Origin of the sequence: Natronocella acetinitrilica, assembly GCF_024170285.1 — a bacterium.
Taxonomy (GTDB): domain Bacteria; phylum Pseudomonadota; class Gammaproteobacteria; order Nitrococcales; family Aquisalimonadaceae; genus Natronocella; species Natronocella acetinitrilica.
In genome coordinates this window covers 29,962-56,459 of sequence record NZ_JALJXV010000002.1, presented here as the reverse complement: position 1 = coordinate 56,459, position 26,498 = coordinate 29,962, and the positions used below count along the sequence as shown (strand labels likewise).

Here is a 26,498-nt window from a genome sequence, read left to right as displayed (position 1 = left end):
AGTACCCGGATCGGTTTCAGCGTCGACTTCGGGGGGTGTTAACATCCTGCGCCGACATGGTGCGCCTCGCGCCTCCGAGACGGGAGCCAGAAGTGGAAAAATCGACAATAGTGGGTGTTGTGCTCGCCGGTGGGCGCGCGACCCGCATGGGGGGAACCGACAAGGGGTTGATCGAGGTCGGCGGCACCATGATGGTCGAACACGTGCTACGCAGGTTGCGACCGCAGGTCGACCGACTACTGATCAACGCCAATCGCAGTCATCCCGTCTATGCCCAGTTCGGCCACCCGGTGGTTGCGGACGCCATGGCCGATTTTGCCGGTCCGCTGGCAGGTATGGCGGCGGCAATGGATGCCGCGGGAGACGGTTATATCGTCACCGTCCCCTGCGACTCCCCTCTGGTACCGCCGGATCTGGTCGAGCGACTGTTCAGCGCGCTGCAGCGAGAGAAAGCCACCATTGCAGTCGCTGCCGGCGCGGGTCGCCTGCAACCGGTTTTCGCGCTGCTTCCCTGTCAACTGCGTGGGAGCCTGCAGCAGTTTCTTGATAGTGGTGAGCGCAAGATCGACCGCTGGTACGCCCAGCATGCGATGGCTGTTGTCGACTTCGATGATGCGCCGGAGACATTCCTCAACATCAATACGCCGGAGGAGCGAGCGGCCCTGGAGGCGCGCTACTTCTCTGCCGGCCCGGAGACTGGTTCACCATGAGCAAACCCGAGTTCCCGGCAACGGCCGATCGCATGCAGGCGGCCTACAACGCCTGGTTGGCGGATAACACCAGCGGCGATCGTGAGCTTGAGCGCTTTTTGATTCGTCATGCCAAGCGAGCGGACGCGCCTGTGGTGGTTCGTGATCGCGATGGCGGTCGTGCCGCCATCGCCGCATGGCTGCACAGGCAGCTTGCCAAAGGCCCGGAGCGGCTTTTCTACCATTTCCCGGATGCCTGCCGGGATGCCCGTCGCCCGGCGGTGCTGGTGCGCCGCCTGCTGGACTTCCTGAAACGCCTGGAGGGTTTTCGCGAACCGATACCGGCGAGCGCCGACGCCCAGATCGAAATCCTCCCCAACTGGTTGGCGCGAGCGGCGGCGAGGGATCGGCTGGTGGTGGTCATTCCCCACCTGGACGCATTGGAGGGGGTTGACGAAGGTGCGGTGCTGGATTGGCTGCCTGAATTCCTGCCGGCCGCCGTGCGTCTCGTCGTGGGTGTGGCAGGCGATGCCGCCCAGCGGGCGGCAGTCGGTCGTGGTTTCCAATCCATCGATGCAGCTGCGCAGGAGCCGCTTTCACTACCCGCCGTGGAGTTGCCGGAGGCGTTGGCAGCAGTCTGGGCGTCGCGCTACGGTCTCTCTGAGGCGGAGCTGGAGTCGCTGGGGTTGGCTGTGCCCCAGGCAGCCGGGACTCTTCTCTATCGAGTGGATGATCGTTACGTGCTCTCTGGTGCCGAGGCACAGGATGCGGTGCGGCGGCATTTGCTGCCTGACGGTGTGGAGCGTCAGCAGATGCATGTGCGTCTGGCGGAGCGGTGTTTTTCCGGAAAGCTGACGGCGCGGGGGCTCGACGAGTTGCCCTGGCAATTGGCCGAGGCCGCCCACTGGGAAGCGCTTTGGGAAATGACCCTGCAGCCGGCGGTGCTGGAGGCGTTGCTGGAGCCAGGTTGGCGCGAGGAGCTTGTGACGTTGTGGCCGCAGTTGGCTGAACTCGAGCAGGTCTGCACGCGCTATGCAGCGGCCCTCGACACCTGGGCCGGCGATCTCGAACCACGCCGGCTGGCGAGTCTGATCTACCGGCTCGCGCTTGCGCTGGAAGACGCCGGCGCCCCCGGGGAGTCAGTGTTGCCTCTGCTGGATCGAGCGGTTGCCCTCAAGGCCGAACTCGACGCAGATGAGCGCATCGGCCTTCGTGTGGCCCTCGCCGTCACGCTTGCGGACGGCCAGGCCAGCGAGCAGGCGAGGCAAGAGCTTGAAGCCCTGCTTGCCGAGGCCGAGTCAACGCTGGGCGCCGATGCAGCGGCGACGCGAAACACCCGTCATGCGCTTGCAACACAATTCGAGTATGCCGGGGATCTCGCAGCAGCGGCCAGCCTCTATCGGCGCACGCTGGAATGCCGGGAGCAGGCCCTCGGAGGGCAGCGCCATGTTGCGCTGATCCCGCACCTCATCAACCTGGCGGCGGTGCTCAAGGCCGATAACGCCTTTGATGCGGCGAAACCGCTCTATCAGCGGGCACTGTCCATCGCAGAGCGCAGCTATGGCAACGCGCATCCCACCACGGCTGCATGCCTCGATAACCTCGCCGGCCTGCTCTACGCCGGTCAGGATTTCACCGCTGCCGAGGATTACTACCAGCGGGCGCTTGGCATTGCCGAGCAGGCCTTCGGGCCGACCCATCCCGCCACGGCGGCAAGCGCCCATAACCTGGGTACGGTCATGGATGCCCGGGAGCAGTTCAAGGCGGCGGAAGAGCTCTTCCGTCGGGCGCTTGATATTCGCCAGGCCGTCTATGGCGATGACCATATGGATACCGCGTCCAGCCTGCACAATCTCGCCGGTGTGCTGGACGCCATGGGGCGTTATCCCGAGGCCGAACCCATGTACCGTCGGGCGGTGGAGACCTGGGAAAAGGTTGTCGGCAAGGAGCATCCGGCCACCGCCACCAGCGTCAACAACCTCGCCGACCTGCTCCGGGAGAAGGGCGATTATGCCGAGGCCGAGGGGCTGTATCGGCGTAATCTCGAGACCTGGAGCCGGTTACTGGGCGAACAGCACCCGCACACCGTGATGACCCGGGCGGAGCTTGCCGGGCTCTACGCGGATCAGGGTGACGCGGTGCGCGCCGAGCCCATGCTGCGCGAGGCCGTGGATCAGACCGGCCGGATCATGGGCGTCGATAACATGCAGCACATCAATGCTGTCACGCGGCTCGCCGCCTTGCTGCGGCAGAGTGGTCGGGTTGACGAGGCGAAGACCATACTTCGCCAGGTCAGCCGCCAGGTTGAAGGCAAGGTTGGCCTGCTATCGCCGGCGCTGCAGAAGCTGCAGCGCCACCTTGAAGCCCTGGACGTCAATTCCGACCGTTTGCACTAGACGGGGCAGCGCTTCCGGCCTTATCTCAGGATGATGTCCACGAGTTGGCCGCTTCGCCTGGCGCTCAACAGCACGACGCGATCATACCGCTCGCTCTCGGCGAGTATGGCTTGCGCGACTTCCCGGGCCCGGGCCTGCAGACCTGCATCATCCACCATGTTCAGGACGGGGATCACTGTGGAGTTGCCGGTGCCATTGGCGAGCCCACCTTGCCGGGTATATAGACGAGCGATCAGAGTGCCGCTGATCGGTTCACCGAGCTGTTGCCCAGTCACCTCGGCAATGCGCTCCGGGCGGTGGGCGATCCGATCGTCCAGCGGTCGCCCCAGTGACTGAATCGAGGTGATGGCGAGTACCGTGCTGCCCGGCACGACCCGGGGCTCGTGCTCACCGGGGGCCTTGATGCGCCGCATCCTGGCGCCATCAGCCTTGACCAGCGTCAGCGTGAACTTGCCCAGTGCGTGCAGGGCCGTGATCTCGTCGAAAGAGAGGGGGCCGACGCGGCGGGGCTTGTCAGTGGGCTGTGCGTAGGCAATCCGCATTGCCGGGTCCGTCGGCAGGAGGCGGCGCAGCGTTTCTGGTGCCTCGACGTGCACGCTGGCGTCGATATCTTCCGGGAAGTCCGGCGTGAAGACGCTGGCGGTCAGGCCGGTGCGCTCGGTCGCACCTTCCAGCAGGGCGAACAGCGTGGTCTTCTTGCCGCCGGCGCCAATGGCGCAGACGATACCGCGCTCGGCGCATAGTGCCTGGTGCAGGCTTGAGCTCATCGCTCGCCCTCCGCGTGTGCTTCGTCGATCTCGCAGACCTTGACGCTCAGTATGCGCGGCAGGAACTCGGCGATGCACTGCCAGCTGTCGCCGCCATCGCGGCTGGCAAAGACGTGGCCGCTGGATGTGCCCAGATAAGCTCCACTCATGGGCGAGCGGCTGTCCAGGGCGAGGTTCTCGCGCAGCACCGTTACGTAGGCGTGGTGCTGGGGCAGGCCATCAGTAAGCGCGGTCCAGTCATTTCCGCCGTTTCGCGAGCGGTAGACCCGCAGCCGGCCATCCGGCGTGGTGCGAAGATGATTGCTGGCAATGGGCACCACCCAGACGCTATCGGGATTATCTTCTTCCGTAGCGAGCGCATAACCGAAATCGCTGGGTAGCCCCGCGGAGATCTCCTGCCAGTGCAGGCCACCGTCATCGCTGCGATAGACCCCGTTGTAGCACTGTCGGTAGAGTCGATCCGGGTCCCTGGGGTGCACCACCAGGCGATGGACGTTGTGGCCACTCTCGGCGTAGCGCTGGGGCAGGTTCTCGGCGCGTACGTCCCTGTTGATGGGGTACCACTGCTCGCCGCCATCGTCACTGCGGTAGACGCCGCCGGCGGAGATCGCTGCATAGAGCCTCTCTGGCACCGTCGGGCATTGATGGATGGAATGCAGCGAAAAGCCGCCCTTGGCCGGCTCCCAAGTATCGCGTGTGGGATGCAGGTTGAGCCCGTCCATCGACGACCAGCTTTCGCCGGCATCGTTGCTGACGAAAAGGCCTGCCGGGTCGATGCCGGCGTAAAGCGTGCCCGGCGCGGAATCCAGCCCGGGTGTCAGGCACCAAATGGCGTGCAACGCTTCTTGATGACGACCCGCGGGGTGGCTGGGCAGGGCATCCAGCGGCTGCCAGTTTAGCCCCGCATCAATGCTGCGATAGATGTGGCTGCCCCAGATAACGTGATTCACAGCCGCGTAGCCCGTGCGGCTATCGCGGGGATCGATCCAGGCCTGCAGAATTTCGTAACCGGGGATAAGCGGCCCCTGCATCTGCCAATGCGTACGCTCCTTGTTCGCCTCGAGTCGGAACAAGCCCTTCTGGGTTCCGACCAGTAGCACGGTGCGAGTTGCCCGTCCGCCGGGCGGCGAAGCGGCGTCGGTCATCGGCGTCCTCGTCCAGCACATGAAAACCGGCTATTGGACCAGAAGTTTTGCACGAGGGGAACGCAGAGTTTTCCGTTGCTGTTCAGTTACAATCCACGGATGCGTACCGTTACACTGCGGCCTGAACTTCGCGAAGAACTTGCCGGGCTTGCCGTTGCCGCTTATCCCCACGAGGGTTGTGGGGTGCTGCTCGGTGACGGTACCGGCGATGCAATCGCGGTCCGAGCCGTGGCCACCTGCGCCAACCGCGCCGATAATCCGCGGCGCGAATTCCTCCTCGACCCGGAGGATTACCTGGCAGCCGAGCGCAGGGCCGAGGCAACCGGGCAGCAGGTGGTGGGTATCTGGCATAGTCACCCCGAGGGAACGGCGGAACCTTCACGGACTGATCTTGAAATGGCCTGGGGCGGTTGGTCGTACCTGATCGCTGCGACGCGGGCTGATTGCATGGTTGACCTGCGAGCGTGGCGACTGAACGGCGCCGGCTTCGTGGAGGAGGTTATCGAGTCTTGAAACTGATCACGGTCCGAATTCCAACGCCGTTGCGCCCTTTTGCCGATGGCCTCGATGCCGTGCAAGCAGAAGGTGAAACCGTAAGGGACATACTCTACGGATTGCGTGACAGTCACGTCGGTCTTGGGCAGAGAATCCTCACCCCGGAAGGCGAGCTGCGGCGTTTCGTCAACGTGTACGTCGGCAACGCCAACATCGCATCCCTCGGCGGCCTGGATGCCGCCGTCAATGATGGTGACGTGGTGTCCATCATTCCGGCGGTGGCCGGCGGCATGGGCCAGGCCAGTAGTCGGCGGCTGGAGAACCTGCGTGCCAGCATCAGGGAAATCGATCCTGCCGAGGCGGCGCGCCTGCAGGCGGACGGGGCCGCGTTGATCGACGTCCGTGAACAGGATGAAATCGCTGCCGGCAGCCCCAAGGGTGCGCTTCATATGGGGCGGGGTTTTCTCGAGCTGCGCATCGAGGACGCCGTGCCGGATCTCGATCAGCCGGTACTCACCCTTTGTGGCGGCGGCACCCGCTCGCTATTCGCCGCCGAGGATCTGCAGCGCCTCGGCTACCGCAACGTCTACTCCGTGACGGGCGGATTCAACCGTTGGAAGAACGACGGTCTGCCGTTCGAGATACCGAGGACATTGAGCCCGGCCGCACGGGAGCGGTACTCCCGGCATCTGCTCATGCCCGAGGTGGGCGAGCAGGGGCAGCTCAAGCTCATGGATGCCAAGGTACTACTCATCGGGGCCGGGGGGCTTGGTTCACCGGTGGCCCTCTATCTGGCCGCCGCTGGCGTTGGCACCATTGGTCTGGTGGATCACGATGTGGTGGATCGGAGTAATCTCCAGCGGCAGGTGATTCACGCCGAGGATCGTGTGGGCACACCGAAGGTGGAGTCGGCCAGGGCGGGAATTCATGCCCTCAATCCGGAAGTCACCGTGCAGGTCCACGAAACCTATCTGAGCAGCGATAACGTTGACGAACTGTTCGCTGGTTATGACATCGTCATCGATGGCGCGGACAACTTCCCCACCCGATACCTCATCAACGATGCCTGCGTGAAGCACGGCATCCCCAATGTCCATGGTGCCGTGTTCCGTTTCGAAGGCCAGGTGACCGTGTTCTGGCCCGGGCGGGAGCAGGGGCCCGGCCCCTGTTATCGATGCCTGTATCCCGAGCCGCCACCGCCGGAGCTGGCACCCTCCTGTGCCGAGGCGGGAGTGCTCGGTGTGCTGCCCGGGATCATCGGGCTACTGCAGGCCATCGAGGCGGTGAAGCTGATTCTCGGCGTGGGCGAGCCACTGGTGGGGCGCTTGCTCTATTACGATGCGCTCAGTGCCGGGTTCACCGAACTGCGCATGGATCGTGATCCGGACTGTGCCTATTGTGGTGATGGCAAGGCTTTCCCGGGCTACGTGGACTACCAGGGCTTCTGCGCCGCCAGCTGACCCTGGCGGCGCGTGAGCGCAATGTCTCCCTAGCCCATGACTCCGTGAAAAGGCTGCACTTCCACGTATTCGCCGGCAGCAACCGGGCCGCTGTCGTGGGGCACGACGATAAAGCAGTTTGCCGCGCTCATGGAACTGAGAATGCCTGAGCCCTGGCTTCCAGTGGTGTGCACTACCAACTCACCACTGTCGTCCTGACGGAGGATGCCGCGTTGAAACTCCGTGCGGCCCGGACGCTTGCGTAGCCGGTCCGCCGTGCGGACGCGGAAGCGCAGCGGTGGGGTGATGTCCTGCCCGGAAAGGTGGCGCAGGGCCGGTTGCACGAACTGGTACCAGGTGGCGACCACCGAGACCGGATTTCCAGGAAGCCCGAAGAACCAGGCGTCCCGCAGGCGGCCGAATGCCAGTGGCCGACCCGGGCGCATGGCGATCTTCCAGAAATTGACGCTGCCCAGCTTGTTGAGAATCTGCTTGATGTAGTCGGCCTCGCCCACGGAAACGCCCCCGGAGGTGATGATGGCGTCGGCAAAGCCCGCCGCTTCCGTGAAAGCCTGCTCCAGTGCCTCCGGAGAGTCCTCGACCACGCCCATGTCTGTCGCTTCGACGCCAAGGGCCTGCAACGCGGCAAACAGAGTGTAGCGGTTGCTATCGTAGATCTTTCCTTCGCCGGCGGGCTCGCCAGCGCCAATCAGTTCGTCGCCGGTGGAAAAGAAGGCCACGCGCAGTCGTCGCCGGACAGACACCTCCACCAGCCCCATGGACCCGAGTATGCCAAGTTCCGGCACATCAACCCGCTGGCCGGCTGCCAGCACGCGCTGACCCTGGGCAAGATCCTCGCCGGCCTGGCGCACGTTCTGGCCGACTTCCTGCCCGGCGTCGATGATGACGGTGCCGCCGTCAACAGTGGCCCGTTCCTGCATCACGACGGTGTCCGCTCCCGCCGGCATGGACGCCCCGGTGGTAATGCGCACACATCCGCCGGCGGTCACCTGGCCGCTAAAGGGGTGGCCGGCAAGGGCCTTGCCAAGCAGTTCGAGGCGCGCCGAGCCGTCTGCCTGCAGATCGTCGCCGCGTATGGCGTATCCATCCATGGCAGCATTGGTGGTGCTCGGCACGTTGACGCGGGAGTGAATATCCTCGGCCAGAATCCTGCTCAGCGCGTCCCGGGTAGCGACCCGCTCCGTACCCTTGATGGGCGCGATGTCGGTGCGAATGCGTGCCCAGGCCTGTTCGATGCGCAGTGAGGAGGGATCGTTATCATCCTGGCAGCTCGGGTCTTGTCGCGGTGGTGTGCTCATGCAACTGCACCTTCTGAAAGGTTGGTCGTATTGTCAGCGTTTTGACCGCCGGAGGCGGATGTTGCCACAGATCAACAGTGAGGAGAGAGTCATGAATCCGGAAGAACTGAACATGCAGATCCGCAAATTCCTTAAGCAGGTGGGCGTGACCTCGCAGCGGGAAATCGAGACGGCCGTGCGTGAGGCGCTGGACCTGAAAGCCTGAGTCGTCCGGGCCGTCGCTCAGGCGGCCCAGACCATTCTGCCCAGTTCGCTGAAGTCGTATCCACCCAACTCTTCCGCCAGAGCCCGACAGCGTGGTTGACGGAGTTCCTCCAGAAGCTGCTGGAACAGTTTGCGGAAGTACACACCGCGATACAGAGCAAGGTCGAACGACTCCCAGCCCACCGGCACGAACGCGAGCCCCGCTTCGGTGGCCATACCCTGGCTGCCGGGTGCGATGTCGGCGCGGCCCATGGCGAGTGCAGCCGCGGCGTCTCGTCCCGAGAGGGCGGTGCAGGTCGCCCGTTCCTGAATGGTTACAAGGTCGACCTGGCGGCTGGCCAGCGCTTCCTGCAGAAAGCGGTGGCAGCCCGACCCTTCTTGCCGCATGGCCCAGCGCAGCGGCGCTTCCAGCAACTCCGGCAGTTCGGCGAGATGCTCTCGACGCACCATCAGTCCCTGCTGGCGATGAAACACCCTGACCAGGACCCAGTCATGGTGCTGGGGGTACTGGTTAAGCAGCGCGGCATGTCGATGCTGGCTCTCCCGTGCCGGACCCCAGTGGATTGCACACATGTCTGCCCGGTGTCTGGCCAACAGTCCCAGACCGAGGGTGGCTCCAGTGGGTGTGTAGCTGACCAGGGCCTGAGCGCGAATGTCGCGAGCCAACTGCATGATCGCCCGGTACAGCAGCGGGTCGTCACTGCCCGCGAGTGCCAGCCGGTCTGTGAGAACGCCACCGTAACTGGATTCGATCAACCAGCGGTCGATGAGATCCCGGGGGAACATCCACTTCCCGGTGACCTTGGTTGCCGGGATATTGCCTTCGCCAACCAGGGCGTAGACTTTTTTTTCGTTCAAGTGGAGGTAATCCGCCACCTGGCGAACATTCATGAAGCGCGGCGGAGCCTCGTCCCGCAATCGGGTGCCGCCACAATGGCCGCTTGCTGGTCCTGTTTGCGGTTGCGCGGCAGGCGCATCCATCTGTCGTGCCTCCCTGTCTGCGCGGCCCCTGTCAGCCGCCAGTCACGCTCATGTGCCGGAACAGCACGGGCTTGACGTCCAGGTTGAAGTCATGACCCTTGGGCTTGATCGCCATGGAGTCGATGATAGCCTGCTTCAAGGCCTGCATATCGCCGGGATTACTGCGCATGACTTTCTTGAGATCCATCGAGTGTTCCTGACCCAGGCACAGGAGTAATTGACCCTCGGTGGTAACTCGTACCCGGTTGCAGCTCTCGCAGAAATTGTGGCTATGGGGAGAAATGAAACCGACCTTGCTGCTTGAGCCGGGGATCCTGAAGTACCGCGACGGCCCACCGGTTGTCTCCGTGGTGGGCGTCAGCTGGTAGCGGGTCTCGATCCGCTCTCTCACTTCGTCAGAGGACATGTACGATTCGGCCCGGTCGTGGGAGATTTCCCCGAGCGGCATTTCCTCAATGAAGCTGATGTCCATTCCGCGTGCGTGGACGAAATCGACAAGGTCGAGAATTTCATCCTCGTTGCGGTTGTGCATGGCGACCGTGTTGATCTTGATCTTCTCGAATCCTGCTTCAAGTGCGGCATCGATACCGCGCATGACCTTATCGAGGTCACCGACGCGAGTGATGCGCCGGAAACGCTCGGCGTCAAGGCTATCGAGGCTGATGTTGATGCGCCGTACGCCGGCATCACGCAGCGGCTGGGCAAGGCGGTCTAGCTGCGAGCCATTGGTGGTCAGGGTCAACTCGTCGAGGCCGGGGAGTTGGCCGAGCTGCTGGAAGAGCCAGATCACGTTATTTCTCACCAGCGGTTCTCCGCCGGTGATGCGGAGCTTTCTGACCCCGAGTTCGGTGAATGCCTGGCCCATTTGGGCCATTTCCTCCAGCGTCAGGAGCTGCGCGCGGGGGAGAAACGTCATGTCCTCGCTCATGCAATAGACGCAGCGAAAATCGCAGCGATCCGTCACCGAGATTCGAACATAGGTCACGTGCCGACCGAATCGATCGACGAGTTTGGTTTCTCCGTTTTGCAGCTCGCTCATTTGCAGGGCCCCTGCGAATTGTTATGTGGTATCCGGTCATGCCGACCTACTAGTGTCGGCTGTTGGGCGTGTGGATACAAGAACCATGCCTATGGGCACGGCGTAGGCCGAACGTTGTAGCGTGTGGTGAAAACGGTGCGGATCACAGGAATTGTGCATGGCACCATGGTCGATAATGTACCCATTTATCCCTTGCTGGTTATTTTTGACTCATGGCCAGGGGTCGATTGGTCCGGAGTTTGTCTAAAGTCAAGTGGGGGCGGATTGTGTGCCATGCCACTACAGAGGTACTACACGTCCTGCCCGTAAACGTGGCAAGCTTATATGGAAGCGAGTGGTATGTGTTTTGCTTAGCGGATCGCAATCGACGGTCTGCGTCTGGGTCATTTCTGGGAGAGCACGTATGGAGCAGCCATCACAAAGCGAGTGGTCCGGGCTCAAGGAGCTGCCGGTTGCGGTTGTGGTTGGCGCTCCCGCTGGCGAGGCCCGTGGAGACCATCGGCGCTGGCAGATTGGCGGCGTACTTGTAGGAGAACGCTTCGGTTCCGATACCCGGGAGAAAGTGCTCATGCGTTCGGGGCCGGACGGTGAGCTTTTCATGTGGCGCGGCTTGCGGATACGGCTGGAGCGCTCCGAAGCAGAGGATTACTTCCTCAACCTGGCCGAGGAGACGCCGGTGGTCTACGTGGTTGTCCGCTGGACCGACGACAACGAACTGTTGCCAGTTGAGGTGACCGTGAGTCTGGGCGAGGCGCAGGCCATGGACTCCACGGATCTGCGGTCCGTGGACGAAGCGGTGAGGACGGTCCCCATGCCGCCTGAGGTCGGCGTCTGGCTCGCCGAGTTCGCCGCCAAGCATTATGTTCCGAGAAAGAAAAAGAAACGCGGCAAGAAGCGAAGTTCAGCGCTCTACGACGCCGCGGTTGGGGATTTCAGCCCCGACGATGACTGGAGTGGAGGCACCAAGTGAGCACAGAGAAAGACGGCTTCAAGTGGCGGGCGGATGCCGTGCCGACGGCAACCGCCGTGGAAGAGCCTGATTTTTTCAGTCGCTGGTCCCGCCGCAAGCAGGCCCTTGGCAAGGGTGAGCGGCTTGAGGAGGAGCCTGCGGCGGAGTCCGTCGATACAGATGCAGTCGCGGGGCCGGAAGAGCCGGAGGTCAAGGTTGATCCGCGAACTGGAAAGCCTTACGACGAACTCACCGATGAGGACATGCCCGAGGTCGAGAGCCTGGATCAGGATTCCGACGTCAGCATGTTCATGGCGAAAAACATCTCGCCTGCCCTGCGCATGAAAGCCCTGGCCCGGGTGTTTCATTCGGCCAAATTCAACAAGGTCTGTCTCTGCGCCGAGTATGCGGATGACTACACCAACTTCACGCCCATGGGTGACATCGTTCCGCATGACCTGAAGTCCGCCATCGCCCGGGAGGCCACCAAGCTGCGGGATCGACTGCGTGAAAAGGGTCTGGAAATGTCGGAAGAGGATGCTCAGGCACGCATCGCAGCGGAGTCCCGCGGCGAAAAGTTGCCTGACATAGAAGAGCTGGCAGAGAAGACGACCAGCCAGGAATTGGAACAAGCCGAGGCAGAGCGCCCCGATCGTTTGCAGGGCTGATGGTGCGAATTGACGCAGCGCACTTGATCGGTGCGAGACGCTTTACCGTTTTCTGCCTGAATGGTCGGATTTTTCCGGCCCGTATATTGCAAGAACTTTGGTGCAGGTTGCAGGTCCGGGTCGCCCGCATCTGAACCTGCCATTAAGAATGACTGAGGTGACATGACTGAGTTCCTTTCCGTCTATGTGGGTGTGCCGTTGCCGGCGTCAGGCAAGAACGCGGCGGCGCGCGATTCCGCATTGCAGGCGGCACTTGCCGTGGACGTTGAACCAACCTCGCTGGTGGGCTACCGCTCGGCGGGTTATGTGCTGGTGGTTGGGCCGGAAGAAGGTGCATTGGCCGCGGCCGCCAGCCTGCAGAAGCATCTGCGCGTTACCGTTGTGGTAACGGCCGACGCCGCCACCCTGTCCGCCGAACTCGCGGCCGTCCGCGACGATCCCGCCGTAGTGGTGTTGCGGGGTTCTCTGGCAAGCCTGCAGGGGCACCTGGGGCATTTCGTGGCTCATCTGCAACCGGCGCAGGGTGAAGCGCTCAACATCTCGGAGCTGAATGATTCCGGTCATCCCTACTTCGACCTGGTCGTTGATCTGCAGCCTGAAGCGGCCATTGGTTTTGAGGTGCCGCCGTTTGGTTACTACCCCGTCGGCGACGATGATCCGCGGCTGCAACGGGCGCTCGACGAAATTCCGGAAATGACGGGGGAGTTCGAAAAGCCCAAGTTTTTCAACTACAACCCTGACATCTGCGCCCATGGCGACAGCGGCCTGACGGGCTGTACCCGCTGCCTCGATGCCTGCCCCACCGGCGCCATCGGCTCGATTGGTGATGCCATCGAGGTCGATCCGTACCTGTGCCAGGGCGGTGGCAGCTGCACAAGTGTCTGCCCCACCGGCGCGATCATCTATGCGTATCCGGGCCCGCGGGATCAGATTGCCCGGGTCAAGGCGATGCTGGCGGCGTATCGGGAAGCCGGCGGTGAGCGGCCGATCCTGCTGTTCCACGACGAAGAGGCAGGCGTCGAGCGTCTTCGCCGGATCGCCGCAGAACTGCCTGACCGCGTCATTCCCGTGCGGGTTGCCGAGGTTGGTGCAGCGGGCATGGACCTGTGGTTTTCCGCATTCGCCTATGGGGCGGAGCAGGTCGTGTTGCTCGATACCGAGCAGCTTGCACCCATGGTTCGTCGGGCGATGCGCGAGCAGATCAGCTATGCGCAGCCGTTGCTTGCGGGTATGGGGTATGGCGCCGATGCGTTGCGGTGGCTTGATGATGCCGCCGACGCGCATGCCGCACTGGCAGATTTCGATGGTCTCGGGGTGACGCCTGCAACGTTCGACACATTCAACGAGAAGCGCGGCACGCTGCGTCTTGCAATCGACCATCTGTTCGAGCACGCGCCGGAGCAGCAGCACAATGTGGCTCTGCCATCGGGTGCGCCGTTTGGCCAGGTGTTGGTAAATGAAGATGCCTGCACGCTTTGCATGTCCTGCCCACAGGTCTGTCCGACACGGGCGTTGACCGATGCGGGTGACAAGCCGCAGCTTCGTTTCGTCGAAGACCTTTGCGTGCAGTGCGGTTTGTGCCAGACGGCCTGCCCCGAGGACGCGATCCAGCTTGAGCCGAGATTCCTCTACGATCGCGAAGAGCGCCGTCAACTGCGCGTGCTGAACGAGGAAGAGCCTTTCCGCTGCATCAGCTGCGGCAAGCCCTTCGCCACGCCTAGTGTGATCAATCGCATGACCGAGCGGCTGGGCAGCCACCACATGTTCCAGGGTGATGAGGCCTTGCGCCGCCTGAAAATGTGCGGTGATTGCCGGGTGGTGGACCTGTTCAAGGATGATTTCGAAGCGGGCTCCAAGCCCAAGTGGTATGGGCCGCAATGAGGTGTCGAATCAATGACCGGAACTGATACTGCCAGGACAGAAGCCGAGGACCGCAGTGCGGATGCGCTGCGTGCTGGCACCTGGAACCTGTTGGGCAATCTGCTCGCAGGGCCGCCGTCGGATGAAATCCTGGCGCTGCTGAAAGGCATCGACGAAACAACGGCCGAACGCAATCGCGACGAGATCGCCAATGCGTGGTCGACGCTGCGCATCGCTGCAGAGCGCGCCTCGAGGCAGGCGCTTGATCAGGAATACCAGGATGTGTTCATTGGTGTTGGCGGGGGTGAGATCACGCCTTATGCGTCCTGGTTTGAAACCGGCTCGCTCATGGAGCGGCCGTTGATCCTGTTGCGGCAGGATATGGATGCCCTGGGCATCGAACGCCAGAAGGGCGTCAGCGAGCCAGAAGATCATGTCGCGGCTATTTGTGAAGTCATGGCCGTCGTCATCGGTGATGATGATGTGGACTTCGAGTGGCAGAAGCAGTTTTTCGAGCGTCACATCCACCGCTGGATGGGGCGCTTTTTCCACGAACTCCAGGAGGCGCCGTCGGCCGGTTTCTACAAGGCGGTCGGTTGTCTCGGAGAAGCGTTTGTCCGGCTGGAGCAGCGGTACTTTGCGATGCCGACCTGAGGGACAGGGCGGTCTGGTTTATGCAGGGAGTTCTTTCGAGAGGGTAAGCAATTGCGTAATGACCATGGTGAGGAGGAGCCAGCGATGAAAAAGCAGGACAAGACGGGCCTTGAAGCCCGGCGCACGTTCCTGAAGACCATGGCTGCCACGGGTGGTGCAGTCGCCGTGACGGCCGGGTTGGGAACTGCGGCAGCTGCTGCACCCGAGGACACTTCAACGGAAGTGACTGACGAGGTGCGTGGTTACCACGAGACCCAGCATATTCGGGATTATTACGCGAGGGCGGACTTCTGATCGTTGCCTCCGGGCAATGGTCAGGAGATCGCTTTCCGTAGAGGAGGATCACCATGAAACTGATGAAGAAGAGCACTTCGGCGTCCGCCATCTCGGCGCCGGGTCTGCTGGGTAAGGCCATCGGCCGTCGTACCTTCCTGCGGGGCTCCGGCCTTGCGGTGGGTGGCGCCGTTGTTGCCGGCACGCTGCCGCTGACGATGGTGCGCAAGGCCAAGGCGGCCCGGCGCGTGGCTCCGGAGTCCGAGGTCCGTCGGGTGAAGACCATCTGCGGTCACTGCTCCGTGGGCTGCAGCACCATTGCTGAAGTTCACAATGGTGTCTGGGTCGGTCAGGAGCCGGCTTTCGACAGTCCGATCAACCTCGGTGCGCATTGCGCCAAGGGTGCGGCGCTGCGTAACCACGGCCACAGTACTCGCCGGATCAAGTATCCGATGAAGATGGTAGACGGTCGCTGGCAGCGCATCAGCTGGGATCAGGCCATCGAGGAGATCGGCGACAAGCTCCTGCAGATTCGCGAGGAGTCCGGCCCCGATGCATTCTGGTTTGCCGGTTCGTCCAAGGCGAACAACGAAGGCGCCTACCTGCAGCGCAAGTTCGCCGCCTTCTGGGGTTCCAACAACTGTGACCACCAGGCGCGTATCTGCCACTCCACCACGGTGGCCGGTGTGGCCAACACCTGGGGTTACGGTGCGCAGACGAACTCCTACAACGACATCCTCAAGTCGAAGTGCATCATCATGTGCGGCTCCAACGCCGCTGAAGCGCACCCCGTGGCCATGCAGATGATCCTGCGGTCCAAGGAGCAGGGTGCGAAGCTGGTCGTCATGGATCCGCGCTTCACCCGCACCGCCGCCCACGCCGACACCTACGTTCGGTTCCGCTCCGGCACCGACGTGGCGCTGATGTGGGGCATCCTGTGGCACGTCTTCGAGAACGAGTGGGAAGACAAGGAATACATCCGCCAGCGTGTCTACGGCATGGACCGTGTTCGGGAGGAAGTTGCCAAGTGGACGCCGGATGAAGTCGAGCGGGTCACGGGTGTAGGCGAAGAGGCCATTTACGACATCGCCAAAACCATGGCGGACAACCGTCCGGGCACCTTCGTCTGGTGCATGGGTGGTACCCAGCACACCATCGGCAGCAACTACGTTCGGGCGTACAACTGCCTGCAGCTGGCACTGGGCAACATCGGTGTCGACGGTGGTGGTGCCAACATCTTCCGCGGCCATGACAACGTGCAGGGCGCGACCGACGTGGGTCCGAACCCCGACAACCTGCCGGGCTACTACCCGATCGCCGAAGGCGGTTGGCAGCACTGGTGCCGCGTCTGGGATGTGGACTACGAGTGGCTGAAGAACCGCTTCGACCAGGCCGAGTACGACGATGGCCGGGGCGGCACGGTTCAGAACATGAACACCGGTGGCATCACCGTCTCGCGCTGGGTCGACGGCGTACTGGAAGATCCGGACAACATCGCGCAGAAGGACAATATCCGCGCGGCGATGTTCTGGGGCCATGCCCCGAACTCCCAGACCCGTGGTCCGGAAATGAAGCGGGCCTTCGAGATGCTGGATCTTCTGGTCATTGCCGACCCGTACCCCACGGTCAGCGCCGTGCTGCATGACCGGAAGAACAACACCTACCTGCTGCCGATTGCCACGCAGTTCGAGCAAGCCGGTTCGGTGACGGCGTCCAACCGTTCCATCCAGTGGCGGGAAAAAGTCATCGAGCCGCTGTATGAGCACAAGACGGATGCCGAACTTGCCTACCGTCTGGCAACCAAGCTTGGTTTCGCCGATGAGATGTTCAAGAACATCGAAGTGCGGGACAACATGCCGGTGCCTGAAAGTGTGCTGCGCGAAATCAACCGGGGCACCTGGTCCATCGGTTACACCGGCCAGAGCCCGGAGCGTATCAAGGAGCACATGGCCAACCAGCGTCACTTCGACGTGGTGACCCTGAAGGCCGAAGGTGGACCGCTGGACGGTGAAACCTACTGCCTGCCGTGGCCGTGTTACGGCACGCCGGAAATGAAGCACCCCGGCACGCACGTGCTGTACAACACCAGCCGGCATGTCCTGGACGGTGGCGGCAACTTCCGCGCCAATTTCGGGACCGAGCGCGACGGTGAAACCCTGCTGGCCGAGGATTCCTGGTCGAAGGGTGCGGAGATTGAGGGCGGTTATCCGCAGTTCGACTCCGAGATGCTGAAGCAGCTGGGTTGGTGGGATGACCTGACTGACGAGGAAAAGGAAATGGCCGAAGGCCGTGCCTGGACCACCGACCTGTCCGGCGGCATCATCCGGGTCGCCATGAAGCACGGCTGTCACCCGTTCGGTAACGCCAAGGCGCGTGCCCACGTCTGGAACTTCCCGGACGGTGTGCCGATTCACCGTGAACCGCTCTACACGCCGCGGTACGACCTGGTCGAGGATTACCCCACCTACGAGGACCGTGCGGTGTTCTACCGCCTGCCCACGCGGTGGAAGTCCGTCCAGGCTCGCGACTATAGCCGTGAGTTCCCGCTGGTTCATACCTCCGGCCGACTGGTCGAGTATGAGGGCGGTGGTGAAGAAACCCGTTCCAACCCGTGGCTCGCTGAGCTGAAGCAGGACATGTTCGTCGAGATCAACCCTGCAGATGCCAACGACGCCGGCGTACGAGATGGCCAGACGGTCTGGCTGGAAGGCCCGGAGGGTGGACGTATCCGTATCAAGGCAATGGTGACCAACCGCGTGGGTCGCGGCACGGTGTTCACGCCGTTCCACTTCGGTGGTCATTTCCAGGGTCAGGACCTGCTCAGCAAGTATCCTGACGGTGCCGCTCCTTACGTGCGTGGTGAATCTACCAACACCGCGACCACGTACGGTTACGACGCCGTTACGATGATGCAGGAAACCAAGACCACGCTTTGCCGGGTCATCCCCGCCTGATAACGCATTGAGAGGAGAGCCGTCATGGCGAGAATGAAGTTTCTCTGTGACGCGGAACGCTGCATCGAGTGTCAGGCGTGCGTGACCGCGTGTAAGAACGAGCATGAAGTGCCCTGGGGCGTCAATCGTCGCCGCGTCATCGTGATGAACGATGGCCGGCCTGGCGAGAAGTCTGTCTCCGTGGCCTGCATGCACTGCACAGATGCACCGTGTGCTGCTGTCTGCCCCGTGGACTGCTTCTACACCACTGCGGATGGCATCGTGCTGCACGACAAGGATCTGTGCATCGGTTGTGGCTACTGCTTCTACGCCTGCCCGTTCGGAGCGCCGCAGTATCCGCAGCAGACCGCATTTGGTGTTCGCGGCAAGATGGACAAGTGCACCTTCTGCGCCGGTGGTCCGGAAACGGCGGGTTCGCAGGCCGAACTCACCAAGTACGGCACCAACCGTGTGGCCGAAGGCAAGCTGCCGCTGTGTGCCGAAATGTGCGCAACCAAGGCACTGCTGGCCGGTGATGGCGACATCGTCGCTGACATCTACCGCAAGCGGGTCATGACCCGTGGTGGTCGGCCGCAGACCTGGGGCTGGCAGGCTGCTTACGGGCAGGATGCCTGATGGCATGGTTCGGGGGCGCGTCATGCGCCCCCGAGCGTCGTTCCGGCAAATATGAAAACACCATAGAGGAGCGTAAGAACATGCCTAAGAAGAGCTTTCTCGCCCTGTTTGGGGCGGGCAGCCTGTTCCTGCTAACCGCATGTGGCGACGTCACCATGTATGAGCCCGGTGTCTACAAGGGCAAGCATGATGAAAGCGCAACAGAAGAAGCGGTGCAGGCCCGTACTAGCGATTTGCGTGACCGGGCTTCCGGTCAGACAGATCGTTAAGCGAGGAGACGCCTATGAGTTCGCAATCAGCATCCGCGAAGGGTCAGCGTAGATGGCGGGCAATGATGTGGAGCCTGCTTGCCATCATCGCGCTGGCAATTGCGCTTCCGTCGATGGGCTATCTGGCCGCACATGCCAGTGCGGTTTATGGTCCCGACCGCGACTTTGCCGAGGATCGGGCAACCAATCCTCGTTCGGACATGTGGCGGGATGCCCGCGTGGGGGAGGGTGGCTTCACTACCCAGACAGGCCCCTACGTGACCAATACGATGATCAGCAACGTCGGTGAAAACTGGCGGCAGATCCGCACAGGCCCCATGGTGACTTATGGGGGTTGGGCGCTGGTGGTCGTGTTGGCACTGATCAGCCTGTTCTTCGTCATAAACGGGCGGGTCAAGATCGAGGGCGGACGTTCCGGGATGACCGTCGTGCGCTGGAAGGCGTATGAGCGGTTCCTTCACTGGTTCACAGCCCTGAGTTTCATTGTCCTGGCGATTACCGGCTTGAGCCTGCTGTTCGGGCGCTATGTACTGATTCCGGTGTTCGGGCATTCCGGGTTTGCAGCCTATGCGCAGCTTGCCTACAACGTCCATAACGCAGTGGGCCCGGCTTTCTCGGTCGGTGTTCTGGCCATGATCGTCCTTTGGGTAAAGCACAACATTCCCAACAAGACCGATCTGCAGTGGTTCAAGCAGGGTGGGGGCATCATTGGCGGAAAGCATCCGTCGGCCGGCAAGATGAACGGTGGTGAAAAGGTCTGGTTCTGGGGGGGCGTGTTCACCCTGGGTCTGGTCGTGATCATTTCCGGATCCATCCTGTTGTTCCCCAACCTTGGCTTCCAGACCCGTGAAATCATGGCCTGGTCGCAGGTTGTGCATGCCATCGCGTCGCTCGTCTGGATCGCCCTCTTCTTCGGGCATGCCTACATCGGCACTGCCGGAACTGAAGGTGCTCTGGAAGGCATGACCCGGGGACGTGTGGACACCAACTGGGCCAAGCAGCACCACGATCTGTGGTACGAAGATCTGATGGCCAAGGGTGAGAAGCCGGTCTCCGAGGAAGAACTGCGTCGTCAGAAGCAGGGTCTGCCGCCGGCAGGCGCTGCGGGACAGCCCGGACACTAGACGCGTCCGGCACGCTGGTTCCACCAGGGACGACAGGGTAACCTGTCGTCCCTTTTTGATTCGCTGAACCCGGAATGCTCCGCCAAGGAGTTGCTGCATGAAGTTTCCACGAGTCGCCCGACTGGACGACACCGACGAGCATGTCTACGAGCTTGCGGCGCAGGTGGGTGAACCCGCCGTTCCCGGTAGTTTCGTCTATACGTTTTCCGATGAGGATCCGGTCAACCTGGAGGGTAAGCGCAAGCAGGCCTTTCGGCATGGTTTCCTGGGCGTGGAAAGTTTCGGCGTCGCCACCGTTGTGACTGTCGCCGAGATGTCCAAACAGGAGTACAAGAGCGTCATCGAACGCCTGGCCCATCATTTCGTTGATGCCTACGGCGCCCCGGATCTGGAATCCGCCTTACCGTTCGCCCGCGAAGAGGCCGAGTATGCCGTCAGTCTGTGTGAACACGAGGTGAACACCCTGCTCGCCTTGGAGCGGGCGGTGGATGAGGAAGGCATTCACGAAGCCTTCAAGGTGGTGAAACCCCAGGCCAACTGGCAGGGTACCGAGGTCAAGATCTGGAAAATCGAGGAAGAGGGTTAGTTGCGCAGGTCAGAAGGCTGGGGATCAATCATCCCGGCCGCCAACAGTTCGCCGCGGCTTGGATACCACATGCTCTCCGCCGGCGTATCCAGGATCTGGGTCAGGAAGGCTTCCTTTACATTCGCGCGACGGAACAGGGTCATGTCCCTGGCAATTTCCCGGGCTGGGTCGATGTACTGAGCGGCAGTAGCCGAGCGCACACTGTAGCGGTGGAAACCCAGCCGTGCCCCGGATTCCACGTGACGCTGCTGCCCCGCCACGAACACCAGTGTGCAAGCGGAGGAACACTCCTCGGCCACGGTTGTGGCTAACGCCAGTCTCTCTACGACCTTCGCGAGGCCCCGAGCCTCGGCAATCTGGCCGCCACCACTGCTGAGGCGGATCAGGGTGACCTCGGGCATGTGTTCCAGCAGATAAGACAGGTGTGCCGTTGCACCGAAATCAATTCGACCGCTCAGTTCCACCGTCTGGTTGTCGTCGGATAGGGTCAATGCATAGCTCGGAGTGAGATCAGGGGGCGGGCGTGGATCACTGGTCGCTTGCGAGGGTTTACCGAGGTAAGTGGAGACCGCAACCAACCCGATGATGCCCGTGAGGGCCGCCGATCGGGCTACCTTCAGAAACTTGTCGCCGCTGGACACCGGCACATACCTTGCTGATTGCTGAGCTCACCACCATATCAGCAGGGATGGCTGGGCGACAGTGGACCAGGACACATGTCTGCGGATTGGGTGATGCTGCGCAGTGACTGCGTTCGCATCAATCAGGCCAACCAATGACTATCCTGACGGCAGATGACGTTGATCCTTGGATGACTGGTGCAACCATCATCCCGTCGCCGAAGGCCAGAGAGTTCGTTTTAGCCCATGATCCAAGCGCCGTCCTGCCAGAATGAATCCTCCCGGCTCGCTGCCCTGCAGACGCTTGGCTTGCTGGATACCGCCCCGGAGCCGAGATTTGACCGTCTGACCAGGCTCGCCGCCGCTATCCTTGGCACTGAGCATGCCGCGGTTACGCTGGTCGACAAGGACAGACAGTGGTTCAAGTCCATCCACCAGCTGGATGTGCGGGAAACGTCCCGGGATGTGTCGTTCTGTGCCCATGCGGTGAGTGAGGGCCGTTTGCTGGTGGTGAACGATGCCCTGCAGTCACCGGCATTCCGGAATAACCCGGTGGTCACGGGACCTCCGCATGTCCGCTTCTATGCAGGCGTGCCGCTGGCTGCCCCAGATGGCAGCCTGGTGGGTGCTTTTTGCGTGTTCGATACAAAGCCCCGCGACTTCGATGAGCAACAGCAGCGCCTGCTCGAGGACCTCGCGGAGATCGCGCGAGGGGAAATCAACGCGGCGTGGAGCAGTCGTGACGCTGAGGCAAATCGGCGCCTGGCGCAAAAATTCCGGCGGCGAAAGGAGGTTGCCGAGGCGTCGAGTCGAGAGAAGTCACGATTCCTGGCGCAGATCAGCCATGAAATACGCACCCCGATGAACGGACTCATCGGAATGCTTTCCTTGTTGGAAGACTCCCGACTTGACCGCGAGCAGTTGCACTATCTGCAGACAGCCAAACAGGCTGGGCAACTCTTGTTGCGCCTGGTGGACGACGTGCTCGATCTGTCGCGCATCGAGGCTGGCAGGCTTGACCTGAAGATCGAGAAAATGTCCCTGACGGAACTGGTCGAACAGACGGCGAGCCTCATCAAGCCGCTCGCTGATCAGAAAGAACTCCGTTTCGAGACGACCATTGCTCCGACACCCGTATCCCTGATCCGCACCGACCACACGCGTTTGCAGCAGGTTCTGTTGAACCTGCTCGGCAATGCGGTCAAGTTCACCCAGGTCGGTGGCGTGACCTTGTCGGTTGCGCGCACGCCCTCCGACGATGGCTGGCATCTGGAGGTCAGTGACACGGGGCCCGGGATACCAGAAGCATACCGGGAACGCATTTTCGAGCCATTCGAGCAAGTGCCCGGCATGCAGGCGGCGACACGCGAGGGGGCGGGTTTGGGCCTTGCCATCGCCCGATATCTGGTGCTCGGGCTGGGTGGATCCATCGCGGTCGATGACGCCCCGGGCGGTGGTTGCCGAATGACGGTGATGCTGCCGGACCTGCACACCAATCCATCCGAAACCGGGGTGGGCGGGATTACGATCAGCTCTGCACGGCGCTTGAACCTTCTGGTAGTGGAGGATGACCCACTGAGCCAGATTGTTGCCCGGCAGATGCTCGAGCGCGATGGCCACCGGGTCACCGCTGTGGGGTCGGTTGCCGAGGCAGCGGCCATGCTTGGGAAGAATCGCTATGAAGCGGTCTTTATCGACATGAACCTGCCTGATGGTTCCGGTGCCGAGGTCGTCAATTCTGTGGCAGGCATGGCGGATGAGCCGCTCCTCATTGCGCTGACGGCCAGCCCGCCGGATGAACTTGAGCAGGATGTACGTCGGCGACTGGCCGCATGCCTGCGCAAACCTCTCGATCGCACCATGCTGCGCCGTGTCCTCGAGCAACTTGATGGCGGTTTGAGCGAGAACGGTGGTGTGTTCCACGAGCAGGGCCTGAATGCTCTGCTTGGGCGTCTCGGAGGTGATCACGCCCTGGCTGAGGAGTTGTTCGCGGTGTTTGAAGGCCGAGTGCCGGTTTTGCTCGCTGATTTGAGCGCGGCGTTGGAGCGTCAGGATCGCCATGCGTTCCGGCAGGGCCTCCATGCGTTGAAAGGTCAGGCAGCGAATTTGGGGCTGGAGCAAGTGGCGGCGCTTTGCTCGGAACTGGAAGCGACGGAGCGTGTGGTTACACCGGAGTTGCTGAAAAGGCTCCATGCGCGGGTGCAAGAAGATCTCGCCAGGCTGAAGCGGGCCTTGCATAATCGCCACCTATCGCGCTAGGCGCGACAAACTGCGAGGCAGACGGCTTGAATTCAGCGCTATCGCCGGACAGCGTCGCACAGATGCTATTCGCAGCCACTGCGACGTCCCCCGATCTGTTTTTCTTCCTCCACTGCGGTGGGAACGAACGCCGTTGGCCAACGATCGTGTACGTCAATCCGGCTTTCGAACGGTTTACCGGTCGCGCTGCAGCAGACCTGGTCGGATGCGGTCTCGATGAGCTCGTCCCAAGCGAGGAGCATCCCGCTGCAGCCCATGTTCTGCTGGCACAACTGCATGGGGGCGGCAGCACGTTCTCGCTGGACATGACGCTGCGCCGGAAGGACGGCGAACCTGGCCCGATCGCGCTCAAGCTCTGTCCCGTGCCTGGCTACGCCGATCACTGGCTTGTCATGCAGGAATCCCCCGGGCCTGACCGGGAACGGACCACGCTCGAGCAAACGACCCGTGCATTGCGGATGATCGGACAATGCAACCAGCTTCTGATCCATGCCCGGGATGAGGCGGAGATGCTGGAGTCCGTGTGCCGGGTGGCGGTACAGCTTGGCAACTATCGTATGGCCTGGGTGGGCTACCCGCTGGAAGATGACTTCAGGACCATTACTCCGGTCACCTGCGCTGGTCATGAGCAGAACTATCTCTCCGAGATCCAGCTGAGCTGGGACCCGGAGCAGCCGTTGGGCAGCGGTCCCGCCGCCCTCGCCATTCGCACGGCCGAACCCCAGTTCGTTGACAGTGTCGCCGAGGCTTCAGTGATGTCGCCCTGGCGCGATCGGGCGCTTGCGCGTGGTTACGCCAGCGTTTTGGCCCTGCCGTTGAAGAACGAACAGGGTGTATTCGGCGTTTTTGTGCTCTACGGGACGGCGGCGATCGCCATATCCAACGAGGAAAAGCGGCTGCTCGTGGAGCTGGCGGAAAACCTCGCCTTTGGTATCTCGACACGGCGGTTGCAACTGCGCGAGCGGCGCATGAACAGGGCCGTGACCGAGATCGCCGACTCCATTTCCCGGCAGACTGGGCGGGACTACCTGGATCGCCTGGTCCTGAAAGTCGCGAGCGTGCTCGGTGCCGACGGCGTCGTGGTAGCGCGTTTTCGCCCCGAAGGCGATGCCGAAATGGCAACTGCCGTTGCTGCAGTTCTGGACGAGCAGCCCTGCACGTTGCAGCAGTTTCCCATCAGCGGGCACCCCGAGGAGCTGCTTGCCGATCAGCCGCATCTTCTTGTGGAGAAGGGTTTTCGTGGCAAATATCCCGAAGCCCACCGGTCACTGGGCAAGTTGCTCGAGGCCTACGCCGGATGCCGCCTGTTGCGTAGTGACGGCAGTGCCCTGGGCACGTTGTTCGTTGTGTTCCGTCAACCCATGATAGACAGTGATTTCGTGTTGTCCGTACTCAGCATCTTTGCCGCAAGGGCGGGTGCCGAAATCGAGCGCCAGGAGGCGGACACACGGATCCGCCAGCAGGCCGAACTGCTCGAGAGTACCCAGGACGCGATACTCATGACTGACGGGCACGGGCTGATCACCTACTGGAACCAGGGCGCGACCACGCTCTATGGCTGGACGCAGGCCGAGGCCCTGGGCGAAAACATGGGCGAGCTGCTCGGCGTGCCGCCGGAGTTGCTGGCGGCGTGGCTGGAGCATGTGTGGCGTGAAAAGTACCGGAACGGCGAAATCACGAAGGTGACTCGCAGCGGCGAGCAGCGAATCATCGAATCCCGTTGGACGCTCTCGCCCGAGCCTGAATCACAGGGCCAGGTGCGTATCCTGCAGATCGACACCGATGTGACCCAGCGCAAGCATGCCGAAGCGCAAATGCATCAGGCAGCGTTTTACGATCAGCTCACGGGCATCCCCAACAGGGCACTTTTCCTCAACCGACTGCGTCACGCCGTTTCGGGGCTGCATCGTGAAGACCGACGCCTGGCCCTGCTCTTTATGGATCTCGATCGTTTCAAGGAGATCAATGACGGTTTCGGCCATGATGTCGGCGATCAGGTTCTGGTTGTTGTCGCCCGGCGCTTCGCGGCTGTCGTTCGCCAGGATGAGACCCTGGCACGTCTTGGGGGTGATGAGTTTGTCGTGATTTCCCCGGACGCTGATCGGGACAGCGCCATCGCGATCGCACGACGCCTGGCGGAGACGCTGCGCGAACCCGTGGAGATCGGCGGTCAGTACTTCTCCCTCGGCCTCAGTCTTGGCATCACCCTTGCCCCGGAGCAGGGCGAGACACCGGAGCAACTGCTGCAGAATACCGATATCGCCATGTATGCGGCGAAGCGTGCCCGTCGGGACTACTGCGTCTACAGCCCGGACATGGGGCAGACCCTCGAAAACCACCTGGCCTTGTCCAACAGCTTCGTGCGGGCGCTGGATGCCGGCGCCCTGACCCTGCACTACCAGCCCCAGGTCCATCTCGGCGATGGCACCCTGTGCGGAGCCGAGGCCTTGCTGCGCTGGCAGGACGAGAAACTCGGCGCTGTCTCCCCCGGTCGGTTCCTGCCCCTGGCCGAGGAGCGGGGCCTGATGTTGCAGCTTGGCGCCTGGGTGTTTCGGGCCGCCTGTCGTCAGGTCACGGAGTGGCGTGCCGCTGGCCTGAAGCTGCCTGGCCGCCTGGCCGTGAACATTGCAGCCGAGCAGCTCGACTCCCTGGATACCGTGACACTGCTGGAGCGGGAAACCCGGGATCATGGCCTTAGCCCTACCGATTTCTGCCTGGAAATCACCGAGACCGGATTGATGCGCGATCCGGCATCGGCCGCGAGAGTTATCGGCGCCTTGCGACTGGCCGGCTTCAGCATCGCAATCGATGACTTCGGCACCGGCTATTCGTCGTTGGCCTACCTGGCCACGCTGCCGGTGGACATCGTCAAGATCGACAAGGCTTTCGTTCAGGACATGCAGCGCGAAAAAGGCGGTCACGCCATCGTCAAGGCGGTGCAGAGTCTCGCAGAGGGTCTACATCTCTCGACGCTGGCTGAGGGCGTCGAAACCGAGGAGCAGGCGGCCGGCTTGCGGGCCATCGGATGCCGAAAGGCCCAGGGCTTTCTGTATGACAGGCCCTGTGATGCCGATGCTTTTGCCCAGCGCTGGATGCACCTCGTTACCCGTTAGCGCCGCACGGCGGTCGGTGCCGCGGTAGCGGTAAAATTTCCGGGAAGCTGTGTCCGTGCGCTTGTCACTGACCGCGCCGC

General features: G+C 62.4%; 23 protein-coding genes. 17 read left to right on the top strand and 6 right to left on the bottom strand.

Annotated features, from left to right (window positions below):
- Positions 1–92: 92 nt before the first annotated feature.
- Together mobA and J2T57_RS03560 are read left to right on the top strand one after the other, a co-directional pair.
- Positions 93–710 (top strand): molybdenum cofactor guanylyltransferase MobA, encoded by a 618-nt coding sequence (gene mobA / locus J2T57_RS03565; RefSeq protein WP_253474358.1) that lies wholly within the window; start codon positions 93–95, stop codon positions 708–710.
- Positions 707–3,085 (top strand): tetratricopeptide repeat protein, encoded by a 2,379-nt coding sequence (locus tag J2T57_RS03560; protein WP_253474355.1) that lies wholly within the window; start codon positions 707–709, stop codon positions 3,083–3,085. The genes mobA and J2T57_RS03560 overlap by 4 nt, the downstream gene beginning before the upstream one ends.
- Before the next feature lie 20 nt (positions 3,086–3,105).
- On the opposite strand, the gene yqeC is transcribed toward J2T57_RS03560, so the two are convergent.
- Both yqeC and J2T57_RS03550 read right to left on the bottom strand, forming a co-directional pair.
- Entirely contained in the window at positions 3,106–3,852 is a 747-nt protein-coding gene (gene yqeC, locus J2T57_RS03555; protein WP_253474352.1) for a selenium cofactor biosynthesis protein YqeC, read from the bottom strand.
- Positions 3,849–4,997 (bottom strand): sialidase family protein, encoded by a 1,149-nt coding sequence (locus tag J2T57_RS03550; RefSeq protein WP_253474349.1) that lies wholly within the window; start codon positions 4,995–4,997, stop codon positions 3,849–3,851. Before J2T57_RS03550 ends, yqeC begins: the two co-directional genes overlap by 4 nt.
- A gap of 99 nt (positions 4,998–5,096) precedes the next feature.
- Here J2T57_RS03550 and J2T57_RS03545 point away from each other — a divergent pair, with 99 nt between their 5' ends.
- On the top strand, positions 5,097–5,510 hold the full coding sequence (locus J2T57_RS03545; protein WP_253474346.1) for a M67 family metallopeptidase: 414 nt from the start codon (positions 5,097–5,099) through the stop codon (positions 5,508–5,510).
- Positions 5,507–6,952 (top strand): molybdopterin-synthase adenylyltransferase MoeB, encoded by a 1,446-nt coding sequence (moeB, locus tag J2T57_RS03540; protein ID WP_253474343.1) that lies wholly within the window; start codon positions 5,507–5,509, stop codon positions 6,950–6,952. Before J2T57_RS03545 ends, moeB begins: the two co-directional genes overlap by 4 nt.
- Positions 6,953–6,981: 29 nt before the next feature.
- Here moeB and moeA read toward each other — a convergent pair whose 3' ends face one another.
- The gene (moeA, locus tag J2T57_RS03535) at positions 6,982–8,250 is read right to left on the bottom strand and encodes a molybdopterin molybdotransferase MoeA (RefSeq protein WP_253474340.1); all 1,269 of its coding nucleotides are present in this window, start codon (positions 8,248–8,250) and stop codon (positions 6,982–6,984) included.
- A gap of 91 nt (positions 8,251–8,341) precedes the next feature.
- Between moeA and J2T57_RS03530 the strand changes: the two genes are divergently transcribed.
- On the top strand, positions 8,342–8,455 hold the full coding sequence (locus J2T57_RS03530; RefSeq protein ID WP_253474337.1) for a DUF6494 family protein: 114 nt from the start codon (positions 8,342–8,344) through the stop codon (positions 8,453–8,455).
- A gap of 17 nt (positions 8,456–8,472) precedes the next feature.
- Here J2T57_RS03530 and J2T57_RS03525 read toward each other — a convergent pair whose 3' ends face one another.
- Both J2T57_RS03525 and moaA read right to left on the bottom strand, forming a co-directional pair.
- Positions 8,473–9,435 (bottom strand): substrate-binding domain-containing protein, encoded by a 963-nt coding sequence (locus tag J2T57_RS03525; protein WP_253474334.1) that lies wholly within the window; start codon positions 9,433–9,435, stop codon positions 8,473–8,475.
- Positions 9,436–9,466: 31 nt separating this feature from the next.
- A complete protein-coding gene (gene moaA / locus J2T57_RS03520; protein ID WP_253474331.1) occupies positions 9,467–10,474 on the bottom strand; it encodes a GTP 3',8-cyclase MoaA in 1,008 nt (335 codons plus the stop codon).
- 403 nt (positions 10,475–10,877) lie between these two features.
- Between moaA and J2T57_RS03515 the strand changes: the two genes are divergently transcribed.
- From J2T57_RS03515 to J2T57_RS03470, 10 genes are all read left to right on the top strand, one after another.
- Positions 10,878–11,444 (top strand): DUF3305 domain-containing protein, encoded by a 567-nt coding sequence (locus J2T57_RS03515; protein ID WP_253474329.1) that lies wholly within the window; start codon positions 10,878–10,880, stop codon positions 11,442–11,444.
- Positions 11,441–12,091, top strand: a complete 651-nt coding sequence (locus J2T57_RS03510) for a DUF3306 domain-containing protein (protein WP_253474326.1) — start codon at positions 11,441–11,443, stop codon at positions 12,089–12,091. The genes J2T57_RS03515 and J2T57_RS03510 overlap by 4 nt, the downstream gene beginning before the upstream one ends.
- A gap of 162 nt (positions 12,092–12,253) precedes the next feature.
- A complete protein-coding gene (locus tag J2T57_RS03505; RefSeq protein WP_253474323.1) occupies positions 12,254–13,972 on the top strand; it encodes a 4Fe-4S binding protein in 1,719 nt (572 codons plus the stop codon).
- Between the two features lie 12 nt (positions 13,973–13,984).
- On the top strand, positions 13,985–14,605 hold the full coding sequence (locus J2T57_RS03500) for a TorD/DmsD family molecular chaperone (protein WP_253474320.1): 621 nt from the start codon (positions 13,985–13,987) through the stop codon (positions 14,603–14,605).
- Positions 14,606–14,689: 84 nt separating this feature from the next.
- Positions 14,690–14,899, top strand: a complete 210-nt coding sequence (locus tag J2T57_RS03495) for a transcriptional initiation protein Tat (protein ID WP_253474317.1) — start codon at positions 14,690–14,692, stop codon at positions 14,897–14,899.
- A gap of 53 nt (positions 14,900–14,952) precedes the next feature.
- Positions 14,953–17,832, top strand: a complete 2,880-nt coding sequence (locus tag J2T57_RS03490) for a formate dehydrogenase subunit alpha (RefSeq protein ID WP_253474314.1) — start codon at positions 14,953–14,955, stop codon at positions 17,830–17,832.
- Between the two features lie 24 nt (positions 17,833–17,856).
- The gene (gene fdh3B / locus J2T57_RS03485) at positions 17,857–18,447 is read left to right on the top strand and encodes a formate dehydrogenase FDH3 subunit beta (RefSeq protein ID WP_253474311.1); all 591 of its coding nucleotides are present in this window, start codon (positions 17,857–17,859) and stop codon (positions 18,445–18,447) included.
- A gap of 80 nt (positions 18,448–18,527) precedes the next feature.
- Complete coding sequence (locus J2T57_RS03480; RefSeq protein WP_253474308.1) at positions 18,528–18,716, top strand: hypothetical protein; 189 nt, start codon at positions 18,528–18,530, stop codon at positions 18,714–18,716.
- A 14-nt stretch (positions 18,717–18,730) separates the two neighbouring features.
- Positions 18,731–19,840 (top strand): formate dehydrogenase subunit gamma, encoded by a 1,110-nt coding sequence (locus J2T57_RS03475; RefSeq protein ID WP_253474305.1) that lies wholly within the window; start codon positions 18,731–18,733, stop codon positions 19,838–19,840.
- 97 nt (positions 19,841–19,937) lie between these two features.
- Positions 19,938–20,426: a DUF6505 family protein gene (locus J2T57_RS03470; protein WP_253474302.1), complete on the top strand. Its 489-nt coding sequence runs from the start codon at positions 19,938–19,940 to the stop codon at positions 20,424–20,426.
- Here J2T57_RS03470 and J2T57_RS03465 read toward each other — a convergent pair.
- On the bottom strand, positions 20,423–21,073 hold the full coding sequence (locus tag J2T57_RS03465) for a COG3904 family protein (protein WP_253474300.1): 651 nt from the start codon (positions 21,071–21,073) through the stop codon (positions 20,423–20,425). The two genes, J2T57_RS03470 and J2T57_RS03465, sit on opposite strands and share 4 nt — an antisense overlap.
- A 219-nt stretch (positions 21,074–21,292) precedes the next feature.
- On the opposite strand from J2T57_RS03465, the gene J2T57_RS03460 reads away from it, so the two are divergent.
- Both J2T57_RS03460 and J2T57_RS03455 read left to right on the top strand, forming a co-directional pair.
- A complete protein-coding gene (locus J2T57_RS03460; protein WP_253474297.1) occupies positions 21,293–23,305 on the top strand; it encodes a GAF domain-containing hybrid sensor histidine kinase/response regulator in 2,013 nt (670 codons plus the stop codon).
- 62 nt (positions 23,306–23,367) lie between these two features.
- Positions 23,368–26,418, top strand: a complete 3,051-nt coding sequence (locus J2T57_RS03455; protein ID WP_253474294.1) for a bifunctional diguanylate cyclase/phosphodiesterase — start codon at positions 23,368–23,370, stop codon at positions 26,416–26,418.
- The last annotated feature ends 80 nt before the right edge of the window (positions 26,419–26,498 follow it).

Coding starts and splice junctions, on each gene's coding strand:
- J2T57_RS03560 (WP_253474355.1), top strand. CDS start 707: ATGAGCAAACCCGAGTTCCCGGCAACGGCCGATCGCATGCAGGCGGCC.
- yqeC (WP_253474352.1), bottom strand. CDS start 3,852: ATGAGCTCAAGCCTGCACCAGGCACTATGCGCCGAGCGCGGTATCGTC.
- J2T57_RS03550 (WP_253474349.1), bottom strand. CDS start 4,997: ATGACCGACGCCGCTTCGCCGCCCGGCGGACGGGCAACTCGCACCGTG.
- J2T57_RS03545 (WP_253474346.1), top strand. CDS start 5,097: ATGCGTACCGTTACACTGCGGCCTGAACTTCGCGAAGAACTTGCCGGG.
- moeA (WP_253474340.1), bottom strand. CDS start 8,250: ATGAGCACACCACCGCGACAAGACCCGAGCTGCCAGGATGATAACGAT.
- J2T57_RS03530 (WP_253474337.1), top strand. CDS start 8,342: ATGAATCCGGAAGAACTGAACATGCAGATCCGCAAATTCCTTAAGCAG.
- J2T57_RS03525 (WP_253474334.1), bottom strand. CDS start 9,435: ATGGATGCGCCTGCCGCGCAACCGCAAACAGGACCAGCAAGCGGCCAT.
- moaA (WP_253474331.1), bottom strand. CDS start 10,474: ATGAGCGAGCTGCAAAACGGAGAAACCAAACTCGTCGATCGATTCGGT.
- J2T57_RS03515 (WP_253474329.1), top strand. CDS start 10,878: ATGGAGCAGCCATCACAAAGCGAGTGGTCCGGGCTCAAGGAGCTGCCG.
- J2T57_RS03505 (WP_253474323.1), top strand. CDS start 12,254: ATGACTGAGTTCCTTTCCGTCTATGTGGGTGTGCCGTTGCCGGCGTCA.
- J2T57_RS03500 (WP_253474320.1), top strand. CDS start 13,985: ATGACCGGAACTGATACTGCCAGGACAGAAGCCGAGGACCGCAGTGCG.
- J2T57_RS03495 (WP_253474317.1), top strand. CDS start 14,690: ATGAAAAAGCAGGACAAGACGGGCCTTGAAGCCCGGCGCACGTTCCTG.
- J2T57_RS03490 (WP_253474314.1), top strand. CDS start 14,953: ATGAAACTGATGAAGAAGAGCACTTCGGCGTCCGCCATCTCGGCGCCG.
- fdh3B (WP_253474311.1), top strand. CDS start 17,857: ATGGCGAGAATGAAGTTTCTCTGTGACGCGGAACGCTGCATCGAGTGT.
- J2T57_RS03480 (WP_253474308.1), top strand. CDS start 18,528: ATGCCTAAGAAGAGCTTTCTCGCCCTGTTTGGGGCGGGCAGCCTGTTC.
- J2T57_RS03475 (WP_253474305.1), top strand. CDS start 18,731: ATGAGTTCGCAATCAGCATCCGCGAAGGGTCAGCGTAGATGGCGGGCA.
- J2T57_RS03470 (WP_253474302.1), top strand. CDS start 19,938: ATGAAGTTTCCACGAGTCGCCCGACTGGACGACACCGACGAGCATGTC.
- J2T57_RS03460 (WP_253474297.1), top strand. CDS start 21,293: ATGATCCAAGCGCCGTCCTGCCAGAATGAATCCTCCCGGCTCGCTGCC.
- J2T57_RS03455 (WP_253474294.1), top strand. CDS start 23,368: ATGCTATTCGCAGCCACTGCGACGTCCCCCGATCTGTTTTTCTTCCTC.